This is a genomic window from Serratia sp. M24T3 (assembly GCF_000257645.1).
GTDB lineage: Bacteria > Pseudomonadota > Gammaproteobacteria > Enterobacterales > Enterobacteriaceae > Rouxiella.
This window is the reverse complement of sequence record NZ_AJHJ01000012.1, coordinates 108,920-128,446: the sequence shown is the minus strand read 5'-3', so window position 1 is coordinate 128,446 and position 19,527 is coordinate 108,920. Positions and strand designations below refer to the sequence as shown.

Genomic DNA, 19,527 nt, shown 5'->3' with positions numbered 1-19,527 from the left:
ATCAAACTGTTGCCAAAGCGCAGAGATTTCGAGTGAGAGCAAGGCAGCAAGCGAGTTCATCCCCAGGAGCTTACGCAGGTAAGTGACTGGGGTGAACGAGGGAGGCGAACGCCGCTGTAGCTCGAAAGATCAAACTGTTGCCAAAGCGCAGAGATTTCGAGTGAGAGCAAGGCAGCAAGCGAGTTCATCCCCAGGAGCTTACGCAGGTAAGTGACTGGGGTGAACGAGGGAGGCGAACGCCGCTGTAGCTCGAAAGATCAAGCTTTTACCAAATGCGTTCAGCCAGATCGACAACTAACTTCAGTTTGTCCCACTGCTGCTTGTCGCTGAGACTATTGCCTTCTTCGGTGGACGCAAAACCACACTGCGGGCTTAGGCAGATCTGGTTGATATTCAAGAACTCAGCCGCTTCGGCGATCCGCGCCTCCACGTCTTTTGCCAATTCAAGATCGCCAGTTTTAGTGGTAATCAGGCCCAGAACTGCCTGCTGCTGGCCGGGCTTGATGAAGCGCAGTGGTTCGAAACCGCCGGCACGCTGGTTGTCATATTCCAGGAAGAAACGGTCGATATTTACAGTACCGAACAGGATCTCTGCCACAGGCTCGTAGCCGCCTTCTGAAATCCAGGTTGAACGGAAGTTACCGCGGCACACGTGCAGACCGATGATTAGGTCTTCCGGCTTGCCTTCGATAGCCTGATTCAGCACCCGAGCGTAGGTTTTCGCCAGCTCTTCCGGATTATCGCCACGGGCAATGATCTGCTTTTTCTGGTCTTCTGAGCACAGGTACGCCCAAACGGTGTCATCCAGTTGCAGGTAACGACAACCGGCGGCGTAAAACGCCTGGATAGCGTCGCGGTAAACTTGAGCTAAATCGTTGAAAAAGTCTTCCTGATTTGGATACACGCCTTTAACCGCATCACGGTTGAAACGGAAGTGCATCACGCTTGGGCTAGGGATAGTCATTTTAGCTACCGCGTCGCCACTGATGCTTTTCAGAAAGCTGAAATGTTCAATCATCGGGTGATCGCCAAAGGCAATCTTATCAACCACTTTGATACTGCGAGATTTGGTCTGCACGCCGTTGAACTGAATGCCCTGCTCTGCATCATAACCTTCAACGCCCTGCAGACCCTCGAAGAAGTCAAAGTGCCACCACGCGCGGCGGAATTCACCATCAGTGACCACTTGCAAACCGGCTTCGCGCTGCTGCTCAACCACGCGGCGAATTTCGCTGTCTTCAACCGCACGCAGCTGCTGAGCATCGATTTCACCAGCTTTAAACTGCTGACGTGCTTGCTTTAGCGCTTCTGGACGCAAAAAGCTACCAACGACTTCGGCGCGATAAATTGGGTTTGATACTGACATTATGAACTCCTGGCAAAAGCCCCGACGAACCTGTCGCCGTGACATTGATTAATGGGCAGCACGACATCCCGGAGATTAGTTAACAATGTTAATAATACCGAGAAGTTACATTAGACATCTGGATGTCTAAACGGCTTTAAATCTATGCTGCCATGAATAGTGTTCATCACCAAATGAGGAATTCTCACATCACATGAAATAAATTCATGATCGGGCGTCACAATTTCACGTTGCCCAAAGTGTGAACTGATTAAATAAGATTAAAACGGACCATCGCTGATCCGTTTTTGTGAAGATTTAATGCTTAACGCGGTGATGGTGAGGCAATTGAGGAGCATCGACAATCAGTCGATAAGGCAATGTGAATAGAAACCGCGTCCCTACCCCGACTTCGCTTTCTATATCCAACTTTGAATGATGATGACTGAGCGCATGTTTGACGATAGCCAGCCCCAGCCCGCTGCCACCGGTCTGCCGTGAGCGCGCCTTGTCTACACGATAGAAACGCTCGGTCAGCCGAGGAATATGCTGTGGTGCAATGCCCGGGCCGTTATCGCTGACCTGGAACTGTGCGCCCTGCGCGGTCTGCTGCCAGCTAACTTCAATGCGCGTGCCCGCTGGCGTGTGATTGACCGAGTTATACACTAGATTCGAAACCGCACTGCGCAGCTGCTCGTCGTTGCCATAAACTTTAAGCTGTTCATTGATTTTGAATACAATTTCATGGCGACCATTGCTTAGCGTCTGCACCTCGCGCTCCAGCATGCCCAACATTCCTGGCACGTCGACTTTCTCCTGCAAATCAATGTTGGTCGCCGCCTCGATACGCGATAAAGTCAGCAACTGTTTAACCAGCGCGTCCATGCGCCGCGTCTGTTCCTGCATAGTATCCAGCGCTTTACTGCGGAACGGCTCCTTCAGCGCCTCGTCGTCCATCATCTCAAGATACCCTTGCAACACTGTCAGCGGCGTGCGCAGTTCATGGCTGACATTGGCAAAGAAGTTTCGACGAGCGCCTTCCAGCTGGCGCATCTGGGTGACATCACGCGCCACAATCAATAGCTGCCCTTCCGAATACGGCATGACTCGAAATTCAACGTAGTGATTGTTATTAAGGTGCAAGTTAAGCGGACGGGTAAAGTCGCGGCTCTGGATCCAGACGCGTAGTTCGGGATAACGCAGCAGGTTAAACAGGTGTTGGCCGTTGTCTTCCGGCCAGCGGAAACCAAGCAGTTCCTGTGCCAGGCCGTTGCACCAGAAGATATTGCCTTCTTCCGTCGTCAGCACCACGGCGTCAGGGAGGGATTCAGCTCCGCTGCGGAAGCGTTTAATCAGCAGCGCCAGTTCGCGCCTTCTGCGCCGGTTACGCATCTGCATCTGATTAAGGCCATAAAATAGCGGTTCCCAGCTCCATAATCCGCTGGGAGGAGTAATACTTCGGTCAAGCCACAGCCAGTGTGAAAGTTTAAGCTGATTAAAATAATTCCAGCCCAGAGCCGCCACTAAAGAAGCCAGCAATAACCAGGGCAAATAGCCAATAAAAATGGCTAATATCAGCGCCGGACAGCAAAACATAAATAATTCGCCGGCCAGCCGACTCCACGATAATCGTTCTAGCACACAGTATCTCCGCTGTGAGTGAAAGATATAACATCATCAATTCATACCCAATATATTTCACGATGCCCGTAAAGGTGCAACGTGAAATAGCTGAGGTATTAATTAATAGCGGGTTGAGAATCTATAACCCGTTCCACGCACCGTTTGGATCATTCGGTCATGACCGCTGGTTTCCAGTGCTTTGCGCAGGCGGCGGATATGTACATCCACTGTACGATCCTCGACGTATACGTTAGTGCCCCAGACGTTATTGAGCAACTGTTCACGGCTGTAAACGCGCTCGGAATGGGTCATAAAGAAGTGCAGAAGCTTGAATTCGGTAGGCCCCATGTCCAGCGCAAGCTCGTTGGCCATCACACGGTGCGAGGATGGATCCAAGCTTAACCCTTTCATATCAATAACTTCTTCGACCGCCATTGGTGAGATACGACGCATAACTGCTTTAATGCGCGCCACTAACTCTTTAGGCGAAAACGGCTTGGTAATATAGTCATCCGCGCCAACTTCCAGCCCGCGAACGCGGTCTTCTTCTTCGCCACGGGCGGTCAGCATCATCACCGGAATATCGCGGGTCAGCGCTTCGCGTTTTAGATGTTTAATAAACTGAATTCCGGATCCACCGGGCAACATCCAATCGAGTAAAATTAATTCCGGGTAAGGTTCAATCAAACGATTGACCGCCGAATCGAAATCTTCAGCCTCAATGGCTTGATAACCATTTTGCTCAAGCACAAAACAAACCATTTCACGGATCGGTGCTTCATCTTCCACAACTAATATGCGTCTAGCCATTTTGATAGCCTGCCAAATAAGTTAGCGAACTTAATTTTGATTTCGGGCGCCATTATGCGTCAGTTTTGTGACAGATTTATGAAAAACAATTTCGCGTGTAATTAAGTGTAGCCAAGCCTTCATATTAAGTTCAGGCACATGACATGGTTATGATTTTTCGGGGACAGAGAAGGTCGTGGGCGTTTATACTTGCCGCCTGTTACAGCCACCGCGAGACCTCCATGCGACTGATTCACACCTCTGACTGGCATCTCGGCCAGTACTTTTTTACCAAAAGCCGTGCGCCTGAACATCAGGCTTTTCTTGACTGGCTAATCGGACAGGTTGAACAGCATCAGGTCGATGCGGTGATTGTCGCGGGGGATATTTTCGATACCGGCTCGCCGCCAAGCTATGCGCGCGAACTGTATAACCGCTTTGTGGTGAACTTACAGCAGACAGGCTGCCAGCTGATTGTGCTGGCGGGAAACCATGACTCAGTCGCTACGCTTAACGAATCTCGCGAGCTGCTTTCCTGCCTCAATACTCAGGTGATCGCAACTGTCGGTGAGGATATTTCTCGTCAGGTGATTACCCTGAAAAACCGCGAGGGTCAGCCGGGGGCAATACTTTGTGCCATCCCGTTTTTACGCCCGCGCGATCTGCTGGCTAGTCAGGCAGGGCAATCCGGTAGCGAAAAACAGCTTGCATTACAAGAAGCTATCGCCGGACATTATTCAGCGCTTTATCAGGCAGCATGCGATCATCGCCAGCATCTCGGCGTGGCGGTGCCGATTATCGCTACCGGCCATCTGACCACTGTCGGTGTAACCACTTCCGACTCGGTGCGAGACATTTATATCGGTACCTTAGACGCCTTCCCGGCTCAGGCCTTTCCGCCGGTAGATTACGTGGCGTTGGGGCACATTCACAAAGCGCAAAAAATCGCCAAGACCGAGCATATTCGCTACAGCGGCTCGCCAATTCCCCTGAGTTTTGACGAAGCCAGCAATGAAAAAAGCGTTTATCTGCTGGATTACACCGCCGATCAACTTAACAGTATCGAAACATTGGCGATCCCGCGCTCTCAGCCGATGGAAATCATTAAGGGCACACTGGCCGAGATTGAAAAACAGCTGCAGTGCTATGAAAAAAATCAGGAAACGCTGCCGGTTTGGCTCGATATTGAAGTCGCGACGCAGGATTATCTCAGCGATATCCAACGGCGTATCCAGCAGCTTACCGATCCGTTGCCGGTGGAGGTCGTGCTACTTCGGCGCAGTAAAGAGCAGCGTCTGAGCGGTCTGTTACAGCAAGAGAAAGAAACGTTGAAAGAGCTTAGCGTCAGCGAAGTGTTTGAACGCCGACTGGCGCAGGAAAATACCCCTGAAGAGGGCCGCCAGCAGCGGATACGCACCCTGTTCTCGCAGGTGCTGGAACAGGTCGAAAACGGCCATTCTGCCGGAGAAACCAGCCAGTGAAAATCCTGTCATTACGATTAAAAAATATCAATTCACTGGAAGGTGAATGGAAAATTGATTTCACCGCCGAACCCTTCGCCAGCAATGGACTTTTTGCTATTACTGGCGCAACCGGGGCCGGTAAAACCACCCTGCTCGACGCAATTTGCCTGGCGCTGTATCACCAAACGCCGCGCCTGGATGTGTCTCCGAGCCAGAACGAATTGATGACCCGCCATACTGCAGAATCGCTGGCCGAGGTCGAGTTCGAGGTTAAGGGCGTGGGCTACCGCGCCTTCTGGAGCCAGCGCCGGGCGGGTAATTCGCCAACCGGTAATTTGCAGGCACCCAAGGTCGAGCTGGCACAACTGGCCGACGGCAAAATTCTCGCCGACAAAGTTCGCGATAAGCTTCCGGCGATTGCCGAGCTGACGGGGCTGGATTTTGGCCGTTTTACCAAATCGATGATGCTCTCCCAGGGGCAGTTTGCCGCCTTCCTTAACGCCAAGGCCAACGAACGAGCCGAACTGCTGGAAGAGCTGACCGGCACCGAGATTTATGGACGACTGTCTGCACAGGTATTCGATCGTCATAAACAGGCGAAGATCGACCTCGATCTGCTGCACCAGCGCGCCGCCGGTATTGAATTACTCAGCGAGGAACAACGCCAACTGCTCGAACAAGAATTAACTCAGCTGGGATTGCAGGAAACCACGCTCAGCCAGCAAACAGTGGAACAACAGCAAGGTCTAAACTGGCTGCAACAGTGGAAAAACATTCAGCAAAAACAGCAACAATACCAACAACAGCTTGCCGATGCCGAAAGTCAGGCGCAACAGGCCGAGCCGCAATTAAAGCAGCTGGCGCGCAGCGAACCGGCGGAAAAGCTCCGCCCGTTGTTAAAAGATCGCCAGCGCTATCAACAGCAGCAGGCTGATTTACAGCGGCAGCTAACGCAGCTCGGTGAGCAGCAGCAACAGTTGCAACATTCCAAAACCCCTGTGAATGAGGCTCTGGAAAAAGCGCTGCATCATCAGCAGCAACAGGCCGTCGAACAACTGCGGCTAGAGAAGCTAATCGAGGAGCAGGTCCAGCCGCTGGACAGCAAAATCCATCATTTGCAGGAAAAGCTGAGCGACGATCGGCAAAGGCATCTTAAACAGCAAAACCAGCAGCGGGAATTGGCTGAAGAACTACAAAAATTGGCTAGCGAGCAAACTGCCTCGGCGCAAAGAAATCAGCAATTTCAGGCTAAAGAGGCCGCACTTGTTGCACAGTTAAATAGCCAAACGCAGCAGCAAAGCGCGCTGGAGGCACAGTCGCCGCAGGCCGCTTTACGCAGTCAACATTCGGAACTGGTCGGGCTGCGCCCCGTTCGCCAGCAACTCTCCACCCTCCAGCCGCTGTTTCAGCAAGTATCCCAGCGGATTAGCCAGCAGCAGCTGGAATTTGACGCACGCGAGGGTGAGCTGCTCGAAGCTGAAAAAAATCTTAACCAGACGCGTGAAAAGTACAAGCAGCAAAAACAGCATCTGAACGATGTCGAAAAACTGCTGGCGCAGGAGCAGCTGATTGTCAGTCTTGAAGCAGAACGCTCTCGCCTGCAAACCGGTCAGCCTTGCCCGCTGTGCGGTTCGACGACGCATCCGGCTATCGAATCCTATCAGGCCGTCAGTCCGTCCGAGACCGCGCTGCGGGTGCAGCACATGCGTGAAGAAACTGAAAAGTTGCATACCAATGGCACACAGTTACGGACTCGTACCGAAGGATTAAAAGAACAGCAACAACGGCTGCAAACTGCGCTGCAACAGGATAAAAAACAGCAAGCGGGATATCTCGAACAGTGGCAACAGGCCTGTGGACAGCTTGCATTAGGTTTCACCCTGCAAGACAGCGAGGCGCTGCAAAACTGGCTGCAAGAATCTGAACAGCAAGAGCAGCGCTGCCAGCAGCTTATCCGCCAGCACGATGAGGCCGCTCAGGCAGTCCAGAAAGCCAAAGAAACGCTTTATGCGGCGCAGGCTGAACAGAATCAGTTGCAACAGCAGGTGGTAATTCAAAACGAGCGCAGTCTCACGCTGCATAAACAGCACAGTGAGTGTCGGCAACTGGTGGAACAGCAGGCAAAACTGTTAGCCGAAAGTGAGCAATTACTTACTCAGCAGCGCAGCTCTCGCATTGAACTGTTTGGTGATCGACAGGTGGCACAGGTTCGTGAACAGCTGCGCCAACAGCTGCAAATGGCTGAGCAAACACGTCAACAAGCCTATGAAAAATTGCAGACGGTGCAGCAGCAGCTCGACCAGCTCGGCGGTCAACTGGTCACCCTGCATCACAGTCACAAGCTGGGCGAAACTGATTTACATCAGGCGGAACTGACCTGGTTACAGGCGCTGCAAAACAGTGATTTCTGCGATGAGCAGGCAGTGATTGATGCATTAATCGAAGAGACCCTACGCCAGCAGCTGCAACAGCTTAAAGAAAGCGTGCAGCGACAGCTGACCCAGAGCAAAATTCTGCTGCAACAGGCCAGCGAGCAGTTGGAACAACATCTACAATCACGCCCGGCCGGGCTCAACGAGCATACAAGTCATGTCGAAACGCTCGCCGAACAGATCGCCGCACTCAACGTCCAGCTGAGGACGCTACAACAGCGCCAGGGCGAACTGCGTAGCCAGCTAACCAGTGATACTCAGCGTCAAAGCGGTCAACAGGCGCTGTGGCAGCTGATTGCCGAATCACAGGAAACCTATGACGACTGGAGCTACCTCAATCAGATTGTCGGCTCTAGCGATGGCGCAAAATTCCGCAAGTTTGCTCAGGGGCTGACGCTGGAACATCTGGTTTATCTGGCTAACAGGCAAATGGAGAAACTCCACGGCCGCTATTTCCTGCAAAGAAAAACCAGCGAGGCGCTGGAGCTGGAGGTGGTAGATACTTGGCAGGCAGATGCCGTGCGCGACACTCGCACACTTTCAGGCGGCGAAAGTTTCCTGGTCAGTCTGGCGCTGGCTTTGGCTTTGTCAGATCTGGTCAGCGATAAAACGCGCATCGACTCACTGTTCCTCGATGAAGGTTTTGGCACCCTCGATGCTGACACGCTGGACACCGCGCTAGATGCACTGGACAGTCTGAACGCCAGCGGCAAGACCATTGGCGTAATCAGCCACGTTGAAGCAATGAAAGACCGCATACCGGTGCAGATCAAAGTGAAAAAAGTTAACGGGCTGGGCATTAGCAGACTGGACAGTATCTTCAGGGTCAACGGCTGACTCTGATTAATCCAGCCTGTTATTCATGGAAAACACTCCGAAAACGGTCAGTGGTAATTAGCAATGAACTCCAAGTGCTGCGCGCAATGCACAGCACTTTTTAATAATGACTTTTTAATTTGAAAGAAAAAATTCACTTCTGAAATAAATTTACTGACAAGTTAATAATTTAAAATCAAATAGTTAAAATTTTGTTATGCATTTTCAACACATTTGTTTACCAAAACCCACACGGAGACAAAGGTTAGCCATTGTATCTTGAGTGAAATTCGATCAGCCGCCCAGGCTGGCACTCGGCCTCACCCTACCACTAGCTAACTTCCGCCAGGGAGTGTTTGTACGATTTCGTATAACATGTGAGCAAAATATGAACAGTATTCCATTAAACAGAAGGCGTTTTATTTTTGGATCGTTAGTCGTAATAGGATCGTTTACTGCCAAAGGAGGGTTATCAAACGTATTTGCTGCTGTTTCGGCACCCATGAAGGAACTATCAGAATATAAACCTGAGTATTTCAATGCTGATGAATGGACTTTTTTGAACTCCTTATGCGATCGCCTAATTCCCTCCAGCAGTGATGGTCCGGGAGCTTTGGAAACTCATGTCCCGATATTTATTGATAAACAAATGCTGACCAAATATGGCAAAGGCGAAAGCTGGTATATGCACGGTCCTTTTAATAGCCAAGCCAGTCATTTATTCGGTTATCAACTGCCTTTTAGTCTACAAACGCTTTACCGCAAAGGTATTGCCGCTACAGAACAATATGTAAAAGCCAAATACAACCAATCTTTCTCTTCATTATCCGCTTCGCAGAAGGATGAGGTTATTACTGCACTTGAGAATAACAAAATAGACTTCTCGCAATTAGGGGAAAAGGATCTTACATCCGGCTATTTCTTTACCCGCGTCATGGATAATACCAAAGAAGGGTATTTATCCGATCCACAATATGGCGGAAATAAAAATATGGCTTCGTGGGTAATGATTGGTTTTCCCGGCGCACGAGCAAGCTTTCCTGAATGGATAAAAATTCACAACGTTAAATATCCATTAGGGCCTGTTTCAATCAGTGGCGAGCAGGCTTGATATTCTGACATATTGGAAATAAGACAATGAAAAAAACCAATGATGCAGTTGATGTTGTTGTTGTCGGTCTTGGATGGGCCGGATCGATATTAAGTATAGAAATGGCGAAAGCCGGCCTCAAGGTCAGAGCGCTGGAACGGGGTCACGACCGCCCAAGTTCTGAAATGGGTTACCCTATTCCGGCAGATGAACTGGCAAATACCAAGCGCCACGTCCTGATGCAGCAGGCCTCGACGCTAACCTACACGGTTCGACATAATGCGACTGAGACCGCACTACCCATGCGTGAACTCGGCGCTTTTCGCGTCGGGGACGGCGTTGGCGGTGCTGGCCTGCACTGGACGGCGATGTTAATTCGCCCTTCACCGACGGACTTGAAGTTAAAAACTTTTGTTGATCAGCATTACGATAAAAATGCGCTGGACGCGGAATTGCGGGTCATGGACTTCCCTTTCTCATGGGAAGAAATTGAACCGCATTTTGATTTCTTTGATCAGGTTTGTGGCACTTCTGGCGCAACAGGGAATTTAAACGGCAAAATTTTGGCCAATGGCGACCCGTTTGAAGGCCCGAGATCCAATCTATTTCCTACTAAACCGCTGGAAGATACGCTGAATGGCGCGATGTTTAGAAAAGTAGCAAGCGAAATGGGCTATCATCCGTTTTCCAACCCTTCCGCTGCTATAACTGAGCCTTGGACTAATCCATACAAACAGCAGATCGCACCCTGTAACTATTGCGGATTTTGCCAGTTCTATTCCTGCATAAACTATTCTAAAGCTTCTCCACAGACCACTATTTTGGATGCGATTAAACTTTATCCTAATTTCGATTATCGCACTCAGGCTAACGTAATTCGTGTTGAAAAGTCGCCTGATGGCAAAACAGCGACCGGTGTCACTTATATTGATGCCGATGGCAATGAAGTTTTCCAGCCTGCCAAAATTGTCATCCTCGCCTCCTTTGCACTTAATAACGTGCGACTGATGCTTAATTCGAAAATTGGTAAACCGTATAACCCAATAACCGAAGAAGGCGTGGTGGGAAGAAATTACGCCTACCAATACGGTGGCGGTTTTACTCTGTTCTTCGACAAAATGGAGTTTAATCCGTTTGCTGCTGCAGGCCCAACCGGCGTGATGTTTAACGACTTTGGACCAGGCAATTTCGATGCTTCGCATTTGGGCTTTATTGGCGGCGCAAAAGTCCACAGCTCACAGGCAACCGGCACACCGCTGGCCACTGCACTCAAAGGCGGTACGCCCAAGTGGGGCAATGGCTGGAAGAAAGGTCTGAAAGACAGCTACGGGCATTCTATGGGCATGAAAATGACTGTTTCCAATATGTCGACACGAGGCAATTTCCTGGATTTGGACCCCACTTATACAGACGAACACGGCATGCCGCTGCTGCGCATGACCTATGACTTTGTCAAAAATGACGTGCGTTTGATGCGCTTCCTGCGCGGAAATATGCTCGGAATTGTCAAGAATCTAAATCCAGATAGCTACACGGAAAGCGTTCCGGATTACGACAGTCATTTCAATATTTCGCCAGCATACAGCTCAACCCACAATACCGGCGGCGCAGTGATGGGCGACAACCCGAAAACCTCAGCAGTGAATCGCTATTTGCAAAGCTGGGATGTTCACAACGTCTTTGTTCAGGGAGCCTGCGCTTTCCCACAAAACTTCCAGGCGAATCCAACGGCACTGGTCGGCGCTTTAGCCTACTGGTCAGCCAAGGCCATTCGTGAACAGTATCTTAAAAATCCTGGCCCATTGGTTCAGGCATAGAGGAGGCAGCATGAAACTAAAGGCCATTAGCCTGTTATCTCTCACCATGCTGTCCGGGATTTTTATGCACAGCGTTCAGGCTGCACAGAGCAATGATGTCGATGCACTGATTAGCAAAGGCGCCTATCTGGCCCGTGCCGGAGACTGTGCTGCCTGCCACACGTCCAAAGGGGGCGACTCTTTCGCCGGCGGTTTGCAGATCAAAAGTCCGATGGGCGTGATCTACTCCTCCAATATCACTCCCGACCCGGACCATGGCATAGGTCAATACACCGAACAGCAATTTGCTGATGCAGTGCGTAAAGGGGTTCGTGCGGACGGTAGTTATCTTTACCCAGCAATGCCTTATCCGGATTATCAGGGGATTAGCGATGAGGATATTCACGCGCTTTATACCTATTTCATGAAAGGGGTCAAACCTGTTGCTAAATCTGCCCCTGAAACGTCGCTGAGTTTCCCGTTCAGCCAGCGCTGGGGTATACGTTTCTGGAATATGATGTTTACTTCGGATAAAACGTTTGCACCGGCCAGCAATGCGCCTGCAGAGGTGAATAGAGGAAAATATCTGGTTGAAACACTCGGCCACTGCGGCAGCTGTCATACGCCACGCGGTGTTGCGATGCAGGAAAAAGCGCTGAATGATTCCGACCCGGCATTCCTGTCCGGCAGTGAACTGAATGATTGGCCAGTGCCCGCGATTCGCAGCCCGGACGGCTGGACAACGCAGGATATTGTTGACTATCTGGGAACCGGACGTAACCACTTTGCCTCAGTGGGCGGGGAAATGACCAGCGTTGTCGAGCACAGCATGCAATATATGACGCCCGACGATCTCAAAGCCATCGCCGTTTATCTACAGTCGCTGCCCGCGGAGAAAACCGCCGTAAATCAGAAACCTGATGTGGCAAAAGCCACCGCAGACACGGCGCAATTCCTCACGGCGGGCAAAGGCTTGAGTCAGGGACAACTGCTGTATCTCAATAACTGTGAAGCCTGCCACTGGACTAACGGCAATGGTGCCAAAGGCATATTCCCTCGCCTTAACGGAGCCGCAATTGTGCAGGCCGATAATCCTACCGGATTAATCAGTACCGTACTGAACGGCGCGGCAACACCTTCGACGCAAAACGCGCCATCGGTACTGTTTATGCCAGGGTTCGCGGGCAGACTTTCCGATCAGCAGGTTGCTGATTTGACGACTTTTGTACGTCAAGGATGGGGTAATAACGCGCCAGCGGTAACGGTGGATCAGGTGAAAAAGGTCAGAGATGCGATGGAAAAGAAGCAGTAATAAATAACGGAAAATAAAGAGAGTTTTATTTATTACAATAGAAACGGGCCGCTGAAAAATTCAACGGCCCGTTTCTATTTAGTCAGGCCGTTTTTCTGAGCGTGTGCAAATCCATGACAGGAGAATAATCATCGAGAACAACACGATATATTGCTCGGAAATTAATAACACATCGGTTAAGCCATACAGGAAGGCCGACAATGCTACCATCGACACAGGATTCAACAAGAATCCGGAAATGCCGTTGCGGAACATCAGTGCAATAAAGAAATACAGCAGCGCCAGGATGCCAAAAATTCCGGACAAAGAGGCTAACTGAATAAATTCATTATGCAAATGAACATCGATGTAACGTAGTGCAAATGAATGAGACTGGTTGTGGCTATCTAGATACTGCCGGATACGCTGGTTGCGCCCGGTCTCGGTTTGCCCAAATGGGTACTCTTTGAAGGCAATAATCCCCATTTTCCACATCGTAAATCGCGAACCTAGGGAGGACTGATCGTCGCCTTGTTTATACATCTGCAATTCACTACACGTCAGATCAAAGCGTGATTGAACTATCTTCGATTGCGAGCCGCCGCCCACCACCACCACCACCAGCAATATCAGTATGCCAAGCGATTTTGGGGTCAATTTTTTATCCTGCCACAACGTTGCCAGCACCAGAAGCACTGAGAGTATCAGGTGCAATACCATCGAAGAACGCGTCTCGGTGAGAAAAATAATGTATAGCGACACCAGCGTCATCAGCAGAATGCCGAGATACTTTTTGCCTGAAGTGCAGTTACGGGCGATAAGCGTCATGATCGACAGCGCAAGGGCGCTATAAGCGTAAGCCGTCAGCGTGGCGCGGCTAATACCCAAAACGACCCGGTCCGGCTTGGTGAAATGCAGCCAAACTCCATAGACACTGGCGGCAACAAAGGCGGCAAATAGAGAGGCCAAAGCCAGGCGCTTTAAAGTACTCGCCGATAAACGGTGCTCCTGCGCTGCCCAGCAAACGTAGAAGGCTATAATACCACTAAGAAACCAGCGTTTACTGGCGGTAAACAGTACCCATTCATCCGCTTTATCCGGGGTGGCAACCGTCGCGAAAAGTGACCAGGAAAAATAGAGGATGGCCAATGCAATCAAAGGCATGGCAAATCGCGTGGAGCTAAATATCCTTTTAAATTCTCTGTAATTTATAACGATGCCCGTTATAGACAAATAGCTACAAAAGTAGAAAAGTTCTCTGCTGGTTTTTTCATGCGTATAACCGTAAGGCAAAATAAAGATTAAAAGCGCAACTACGAAAATAAACAGATAGTGATTAAATTTTTCCCGTCCAATTAAGCCTGACGCCATGCTCGTTTCCCGTGCAACTATCAAATTTTAAGCTGTAAAACCCAGTAGACTGCCATAATCGTGGGGGTTAATCGATTTAATTTGTCCCCGGTTAAAATTTCGTAACTTATCTAGGTATTTATTAATGTTGTCGCTCCTGACGCCATTGACGAGGGCTGACGCCAAACCAGCGGCGGAAGGCGCGCGAAAAGGCGCTGACCTCTGAATAACCCAGCAAAAGGGCCATCTCTGAAATAGGTAGCTGCTGTTGCTGCAGATAGTGGGTAGCCAACTCGCAGCGCACTTTATCCACCAGTACGGTAAAGGTCAGATTCTGCTCACGCAGCCTGCGCTGGAGCGAACTTACCGACATGCCCATCTTATCGGCGACGTCATCAAGAACCGGCTCACCCATTGTTAACACCTGGCGAACCTGCGATCGCGCGCGATCGACTACAGACTGCTGCGAGTGACTGTCGGTATTCAGCCGGCGGATCGCATCCTGCATCACTAGCAGCAAAGTCTGATCTTGCTCCGGCATCGATCGCTGGAGATCGCGCTTGGCGATCAGTAGCGAGTTGAAGGGTTGATCAAAATAGACCGGTGCATCGAAGATCTTGCAGTGCTCATGCCACTGCTCGGGGCGCGGATGCTCAAAATGCACCTCACGCGGCGCCCAATTTTTACCTAAACCGTGGCGCAGAAGGTTCAGGATCATCCCTAGTGTCAGCTCGGCATCCTGACGTTTACATAAAATACCGCCGTGACGCACCTGATAGTCAAAGCGATAGTATTCGCCTTTATCAATCAGGCGAGTAAGTGTGTTATGTTGATGAAAAGGAAAGGCATTAACGACATTTTGTAAAGCAGTTTCCGCCGATGACGAGCAGAGACCGATATAGCCGATCAGGCCTAATGACTGTGGTTTGAATTGCTTGCCGTAATGCAAACCGAAGTTATCACAACCCGACTGTCTGGCCGCCTCTTCCAGCACCTGACAATAGTTGGTCAGCCCCAGACTCAGAGTCGGCCGCTGCAAAAGCTCGGGGTCGATATGACAAAGCCCGAGTACGCGATCAACGTCTGCCCCTTTAGTAATAATAAAATCGCTAAGCCCGCTGGCCGCTGCCGCCAATACGCCCCGATTGCTGTAGGTTTCCGTCTCGCGATGGCCGGACATAAATGATTGCCGTAATACGTCAGTCTGCATCAAAGCTTCCACTGTGATTATTTTAGGTAGGTCATTACTGCAAGTTTTGTACCAGAGGGGTAAAAATCAGGAGATTATCAGGAAAAAATCACAGACTTTAAGGAATGAAGCGAGGCGTTACCGTGAGTTAAGCATCGCCTCAGGGCTAAACACCGCAAGAAACACACTGCACGTAAAGCGTGCATACCGACGTGCAGTGTGTCATTAAGTCGCGCCTAACTCACCGCCAGTGCGCACTCTTCTGTCGCCAGATAGGCTTCACAGAGTTTGATACTGTCGGCAACCCAGCGATCGCCCAGGCTTATCGCCATCTCGGTAGTGGCATGTGAGCCTACCCAGGCCAAAAGTTGAATGCGCCGCTGGATAATCATCGTCGGGATCACCGCCAGACATTCCTCGCTCAGTGGGCAGATACGCTGATAACCGGCCAGCCAATGTTCTACCCACTCTTGCGCTCGGGGATGATGCTCAACGAAGCTGATGGCCGCTGCCGCGTCGTGCATATACCAGCCCATGCCGCAGTCATCAAAATCGATCACTCGCGTCTCGCCTTTGTGCAACAGCAGATTAGTCAGGCGCAGATCGGCGTGGATCAGCCCGTAGCGGCGAGGATTTTTACCATATTTTTGCAGGGTCCGATCTACGCGGGCCAGTGTCCTTTCCACCAGCGGATGATCTTCTTCGCGCAAGCCCGGTGCATCCTGCCAGCGGCCCCAATGCCCTTTATCGCCGGTCATGGTCTGATGATCCCAGACGATTCGTTTGAATCCGGCAGGTTTTTCCCAGTTTTGGCTGTGTTGATGCAATCGCGCAGTCACCTCACCGAGTTGGGCAAAGGCGCGCGGATCGACCTCGGTAGTCGGCATTTCACCTGCTATCCACTTAAATAACACCACGTGTCGGCTGTGATGCTCATCCAGCGCCAGCGTCTGCACTCGCAGACCGTTACTGCCCACCAGCGCTTCGGGCACCTGAATGCCGGTTTCACGCAGGCTGTCGAGCCAGGACAGCTCGCTCTCGATTTCATTACGTTGATGATAGTCATCGCGATGCACTCGCAGCGCAAGCCGACTGCCATCTGCCAGGCGCACCACAAAAGTGGCATTTTCAGAACGACAGATCAGGGCAATTTCCCCTTGTAGCTCTTGGGGATATTGACGCAGTGCCTGTTCAGCGAGCTGGTGCAGGCTCTGTTCGTCCAGGGTATCAGACTGTTTTGCATTCATCAGGGTTCACTCCGGGGCAAGTCATTGTGAGTTCGTGCTATCAGAATGCGAGCGACGACGCTTCCGCGCTTGACCCGGGAACAGCAATTGTTGACTGCAGATGACTTAAAACCCCTTAAGCGGGTCAAGTTGACTTTGCAGTGCAGGAGTGAGCGCTCTGCGGTCAAGTTTTGTGGCGGCACGCGGTGCATTATCGAATCAACTTCACTCGCCGGATGATTTAAGTCAGCCGGAAAAAATTTAGCCGCATCCGTCAGGAGATTAACTATTATGCTGAAAACAAACGCTTTTGATGCCGCCGCCAGTTCCGACGTTTCCCCAAAGGCGCTGGAAATGATCGAACGCCGCCGTCGCCTGCTCGGTCCGGCCTACCAGCTGTTTTACAAGAATCCGGTACACCTGGTACGCGGCGAAGGCGTGTGGGTTTATGACGACGCCGGTCGCCGCTATCTTGACGTTTACAACAATGTGCCGTCAGTCGGCCACTGCCATCCTTATGTACTGGAAGCAATGATTCGTCAGGCCTCAACCCTGAACACACATACCCGTTACTTGCACGATAATGTGCTCAACTTCGCCGAAAAGTTAGTATCGACCATGCCGCCTGAGCTGAGCCAGGTAATGTTTACCTGTACCGGCAGCGAAGCAAACGATCTTGCGCTGCGTATCGCCGAAGACTTTACAGGCGGCACTGGTGTAATCATCACCGAATTCAGCTATCACGGCATGACCAAAGCGATTGCCGGCCTGTCTGCTTCAATGGGTCCTTACGTCAAAGTTAATGGTGACGCGCGAGTAATCCCTGCCCCAATCCATGACCCGGCCAATCCTGCCGCGGTGGGCAAAAAATTTGCCGCCGACGTTCGTGCTGCTCTGGCCGACATGCGCCGCCACGGGATCAAACCCGCGGCCCTGATGATCGATACCTTCTTTACCAGCGACGGCGGTTTCTTTGATCCGGCAGGCTTCCTTAAAGAGGCGATCGACGAAATCCACAAGGCTGGCGCGCTGTATATTGCCGATGAAGTGCAACCAGGCTACGGCCGTTCCGGTGAACATATGTGGGGATTCCAGCGCCACGGCGTACTGCCGGATATCGTCAGCCTCGGCAAACCAATGGGCAACGGTCATCCAATGGCGGCAATCACCATCAAGCCGCACATTCTTGAACGTTTCGGCAGTGAATCGAGCTATTTCAATACCTTCGGTGGCAATACTGTGTCATCTGCGGTGGGTCTGGCAGTGCTGGAAGTGATCGAGCAGGAAAATCTGATCCCGAGCGTAGGCCGAGCCGGCAAGGCGATTCTCGACGGCATCAGCGAGCTGGCGACCCGCTTCCCGGCTATTGGCAGCGTGCGCGGTGCGGGGCTGTTTGTTTCTGTCGATTTCACCACCCCAGAGGGCAAACCGGATTCTGCGACCGCGCTGGCAGTGGTCAATGCGCTGCGTGAAGAAGGTGTTCTGATTGGCGCATCGGGGCCTCACGCCAATATTCTGAAGATTCGCCCGCCGCTGGTCTTCACTGCCGAGCACAGCCTGATCCTGGTGGAAAGTCTGGAAAAAGTACTCAGCAAGCTGTTCTAATTTGCTGCAAAAACCATCAAAAAAACGAGTTACCGGCCCTGTCGATGGCGATACGGGCCGCTTTCACCGCCGATTCCGGCGGCGTGCTGTTCATTAATCTTCAGGAGAGCAACATGTCAACACAGCTTAAACCAACGCTCGGTACGCTACACCTGTGGGCCATTGCCGTCGGGCTGGTTATCTCCGGCGAATACTTTGGCTGGAGCTATGGCTGGGGCGTAGCCGGTACACTGGGCTTTTTAGTGACCACTCTGCTAGTTGCTACCATGTATACCTGCTTTATCTTCAGCTTTACCGAGCTGACCACCGCGATCCCGCACGCAGGTGGACCCTTTGCCTACAGTCGTCGCGCCTTTGGTGAGACCGGTGGCCTGATTGCCGGTATGGCGACGCTGATTGAGTTTGTCTTTGCGCCACCGGCAATTGCGCTGGCGATTGGTGCCTATCTCAATGTGCAGTTCCCACACCTTAATCCAAAAGTTGCAGCGCTTGGCGCTTACGTCGTGTTTATGGCGCTGAATATTTTGGGCGTAAAACTGGCGGCGATGTTTGAGTTGGTGGTCACTGTCCTGGCGGTACTGGAATTGCTGGTATTTATGGGCGTCGTCGCGCCTGGCTTCAGTTTCAGCAATTTCGTGCTCAATGGCTGGTCCGGCGGTGAGCATTTTGGTCTGCCTGCGGTATCGGGGATTTTTGCCGCCATTCCGTTTGCAATCTGGTTCTTCCTGGCAATTGAAGGCGCAGCGATGGCCGCCGAGGAAGCCAAAGATCCGAAACGCACCATTCCTAAAGCTTATGTCAGCGGGATCCTGACATTGGTCGTTTTGGCGATCGGCGTGATGATCATGGCCGGTGGTGCGGGTGACTGGAGCAAGCTGTCGAACATCAACGATCCGCTGCCACAGGCAATGAAGATGGTGGTCGGCGAGCATTCTGGCTGGATGCACATGCTGGTGTGGATTGGTCTGTTCGGCCTGGTCGCCAGCTTCCACGGCATTATTCTCGGCTACTCGCGTCAGTTTTTTGCACTGGCTCGTGCTGGTTATCTTCCATCTGGGCTGGCAAAACTGTCACGCTTTCAGACGCCCCATCGCGCCATTATTCTCGGCGGCGTGATCGGCATTGCGGCGATTTTCAGTGACGGAGTCGTTAACCTGCAGGGCATGTCTCTGACCGCAGCGATGATTACTATGGCGGTATTTGGCGCAATTGTGATGTATATCATGAGCATGCTTAGCCTGTTCAAACTGCGTCGCTCTGCACCGGATTTAGCACGCAGCTTCCGCGCGCCGGGCTATCCGATTGTGCCGGGGATTGCGCTAGTGCTGGCCGTGGTATGCCTGATTGCCATGGTGTGGTTCAATCTGGAAATTGCCGGTATTTTCGTGGTGTTTATGCTGGTTGCCTACATTTACTTTGGTGCCACCAAGGCACAACGTAATGCAGCAGCGCCGGACGCGATGCTGTCAGGCGAGTAACTTTTACTGTGAACATAAAGGCCTGCTATCAATG

13 protein-coding genes are annotated in these 19,527 nt (G+C 51.4%); 7 read left to right on the top strand and 6 right to left on the bottom strand.

Going from position 1 to position 19,527, the window contains the following annotated elements:
* Window positions 1-265: 265 nt before the first annotated feature.
* The 3 genes from SPM24T3_RS12165 to phoB form a co-directional block, all read right to left on the bottom strand.
* Entirely contained in the window at window positions 266-1,366 is a 1,101-nt protein-coding gene (locus tag SPM24T3_RS12165) for a cobalamin-independent methionine synthase II family protein (protein WP_009637054.1), read from the bottom strand.
* A 297-nt stretch (window positions 1,367-1,663) separates the two neighbouring features.
* Entirely contained in the window at window positions 1,664-2,986 is a 1,323-nt protein-coding gene (gene phoR / locus SPM24T3_RS12160; RefSeq protein ID WP_009637053.1) for a phosphate regulon sensor histidine kinase PhoR, read from the bottom strand.
* 102 nt (window positions 2,987-3,088) lie between these two features.
* Entirely contained in the window at window positions 3,089-3,778 is a 690-nt protein-coding gene (gene phoB, locus SPM24T3_RS12155; protein ID WP_009637052.1) for a phosphate response regulator transcription factor PhoB, read from the bottom strand.
* 221 nt (window positions 3,779-3,999) lie between these two features.
* Here phoB and sbcD point away from each other — a divergent pair, with 221 nt between their 5' ends.
* From sbcD to SPM24T3_RS12130, 5 genes are all read left to right on the top strand, one after another.
* Window positions 4,000-5,238 (top strand): exonuclease subunit SbcD, encoded by a 1,239-nt coding sequence (gene sbcD, locus SPM24T3_RS12150; protein ID WP_009637051.1) that lies wholly within the window; start codon window positions 4,000-4,002, stop codon window positions 5,236-5,238.
* On the top strand, window positions 5,235-8,489 hold the full coding sequence (gene sbcC / locus SPM24T3_RS12145; RefSeq protein ID WP_009637050.1) for an exonuclease subunit SbcC: 3,255 nt from the start codon (window positions 5,235-5,237) through the stop codon (window positions 8,487-8,489). Before sbcD ends, sbcC begins: the two co-directional genes overlap by 4 nt.
* 367 nt (window positions 8,490-8,856) lie before the next feature.
* Entirely contained in the window at window positions 8,857-9,579 is a 723-nt protein-coding gene (locus SPM24T3_RS12140; RefSeq protein ID WP_009637049.1) for a gluconate 2-dehydrogenase subunit 3 family protein, read from the top strand.
* A 26-nt stretch (window positions 9,580-9,605) separates the two neighbouring features.
* On the top strand, window positions 9,606-11,375 hold the full coding sequence (locus SPM24T3_RS12135) for a GMC family oxidoreductase (RefSeq protein ID WP_009637048.1): 1,770 nt from the start codon (window positions 9,606-9,608) through the stop codon (window positions 11,373-11,375).
* Window positions 11,376-11,385: 10 nt separating this feature from the next.
* Window positions 11,386-12,666, top strand: coding sequence for a cytochrome c (locus tag SPM24T3_RS12130; RefSeq protein ID WP_009637047.1), 1,281 nt, complete (start codon window positions 11,386-11,388; stop codon window positions 12,664-12,666).
* A 78-nt stretch (window positions 12,667-12,744) separates the two neighbouring features.
* On the opposite strand, the gene SPM24T3_RS12125 is transcribed toward SPM24T3_RS12130, so the two are convergent.
* The 3 genes from SPM24T3_RS12125 to SPM24T3_RS12115 all read right to left on the bottom strand — a co-directional run bounded on the left by SPM24T3_RS12125 (window position 12,745) and on the right by SPM24T3_RS12115 (window position 16,431).
* Window positions 12,745-13,809 (bottom strand): O-antigen ligase, encoded by a 1,065-nt coding sequence (locus SPM24T3_RS12125; protein ID WP_237713037.1) that lies wholly within the window; start codon window positions 13,807-13,809, stop codon window positions 12,745-12,747.
* A gap of 328 nt (window positions 13,810-14,137) precedes the next feature.
* Entirely contained in the window at window positions 14,138-15,175 is a 1,038-nt protein-coding gene (locus SPM24T3_RS12120; RefSeq protein ID WP_037378370.1) for an AraC family transcriptional regulator, read from the bottom strand.
* 245 nt (window positions 15,176-15,420) lie between these two features.
* On the bottom strand, window positions 15,421-16,431 hold the full coding sequence (locus SPM24T3_RS12115; protein WP_009637044.1) for a phosphotransferase enzyme family protein: 1,011 nt from the start codon (window positions 16,429-16,431) through the stop codon (window positions 15,421-15,423).
* Between the two features lie 270 nt (window positions 16,432-16,701).
* On the opposite strand from SPM24T3_RS12115, the gene SPM24T3_RS12110 reads away from it, so the two are divergent.
* Together SPM24T3_RS12110 and eat are read left to right on the top strand one after the other, a co-directional pair.
* Window positions 16,702-18,015 carry an aspartate aminotransferase family protein gene (locus SPM24T3_RS12110; protein WP_009637043.1) on the top strand — a complete coding sequence of 438 codons (1,314 nt, stop codon included), beginning with the start codon at window positions 16,702-16,704 and terminating at the stop codon, window positions 18,013-18,015.
* 113 nt (window positions 18,016-18,128) lie between these two features.
* Complete coding sequence (eat, locus tag SPM24T3_RS12105) at window positions 18,129-19,493, top strand: ethanolamine permease (protein ID WP_009637042.1); 1,365 nt, start codon at window positions 18,129-18,131, stop codon at window positions 19,491-19,493.
* Window positions 19,494-19,527 lie beyond the last annotated feature (34 nt).

What these genes read in the sequence shown, in the direction of transcription:
- SPM24T3_RS12165 (WP_009637054.1), bottom strand. Translation starts at nt 1,366, where the DNA reads ATGTCAGTATCAAACCCAATTTATCGCGCCGAAGTCGTTGGTAGCTTT.
- phoB (WP_009637052.1), bottom strand. Translation starts at nt 3,778, where the DNA reads ATGGCTAGACGCATATTAGTTGTGGAAGATGAAGCACCGATCCGTGAA.
- sbcD (WP_009637051.1), top strand. Translation starts at nt 4,000, where the DNA reads ATGCGACTGATTCACACCTCTGACTGGCATCTCGGCCAGTACTTTTTT.
- SPM24T3_RS12140 (WP_009637049.1), top strand. Translation starts at nt 8,857, where the DNA reads ATGAACAGTATTCCATTAAACAGAAGGCGTTTTATTTTTGGATCGTTA.
- SPM24T3_RS12135 (WP_009637048.1), top strand. Translation starts at nt 9,606, where the DNA reads ATGAAAAAAACCAATGATGCAGTTGATGTTGTTGTTGTCGGTCTTGGA.
- SPM24T3_RS12130 (WP_009637047.1), top strand. Translation starts at nt 11,386, where the DNA reads ATGAAACTAAAGGCCATTAGCCTGTTATCTCTCACCATGCTGTCCGGG.
- SPM24T3_RS12125 (WP_237713037.1), bottom strand. Translation starts at nt 13,809, where the DNA reads ATGCCTTTGATTGCATTGGCCATCCTCTATTTTTCCTGGTCACTTTTC.
- SPM24T3_RS12120 (WP_037378370.1), bottom strand. Translation starts at nt 15,175, where the DNA reads ATGTCCGGCCATCGCGAGACGGAAACCTACAGCAATCGGGGCGTATTG.
- SPM24T3_RS12115 (WP_009637044.1), bottom strand. Translation starts at nt 16,431, where the DNA reads ATGAATGCAAAACAGTCTGATACCCTGGACGAACAGAGCCTGCACCAG.
- SPM24T3_RS12110 (WP_009637043.1), top strand. Translation starts at nt 16,702, where the DNA reads ATGCTGAAAACAAACGCTTTTGATGCCGCCGCCAGTTCCGACGTTTCC.
- eat (WP_009637042.1), top strand. Translation starts at nt 18,129, where the DNA reads ATGTCAACACAGCTTAAACCAACGCTCGGTACGCTACACCTGTGGGCC.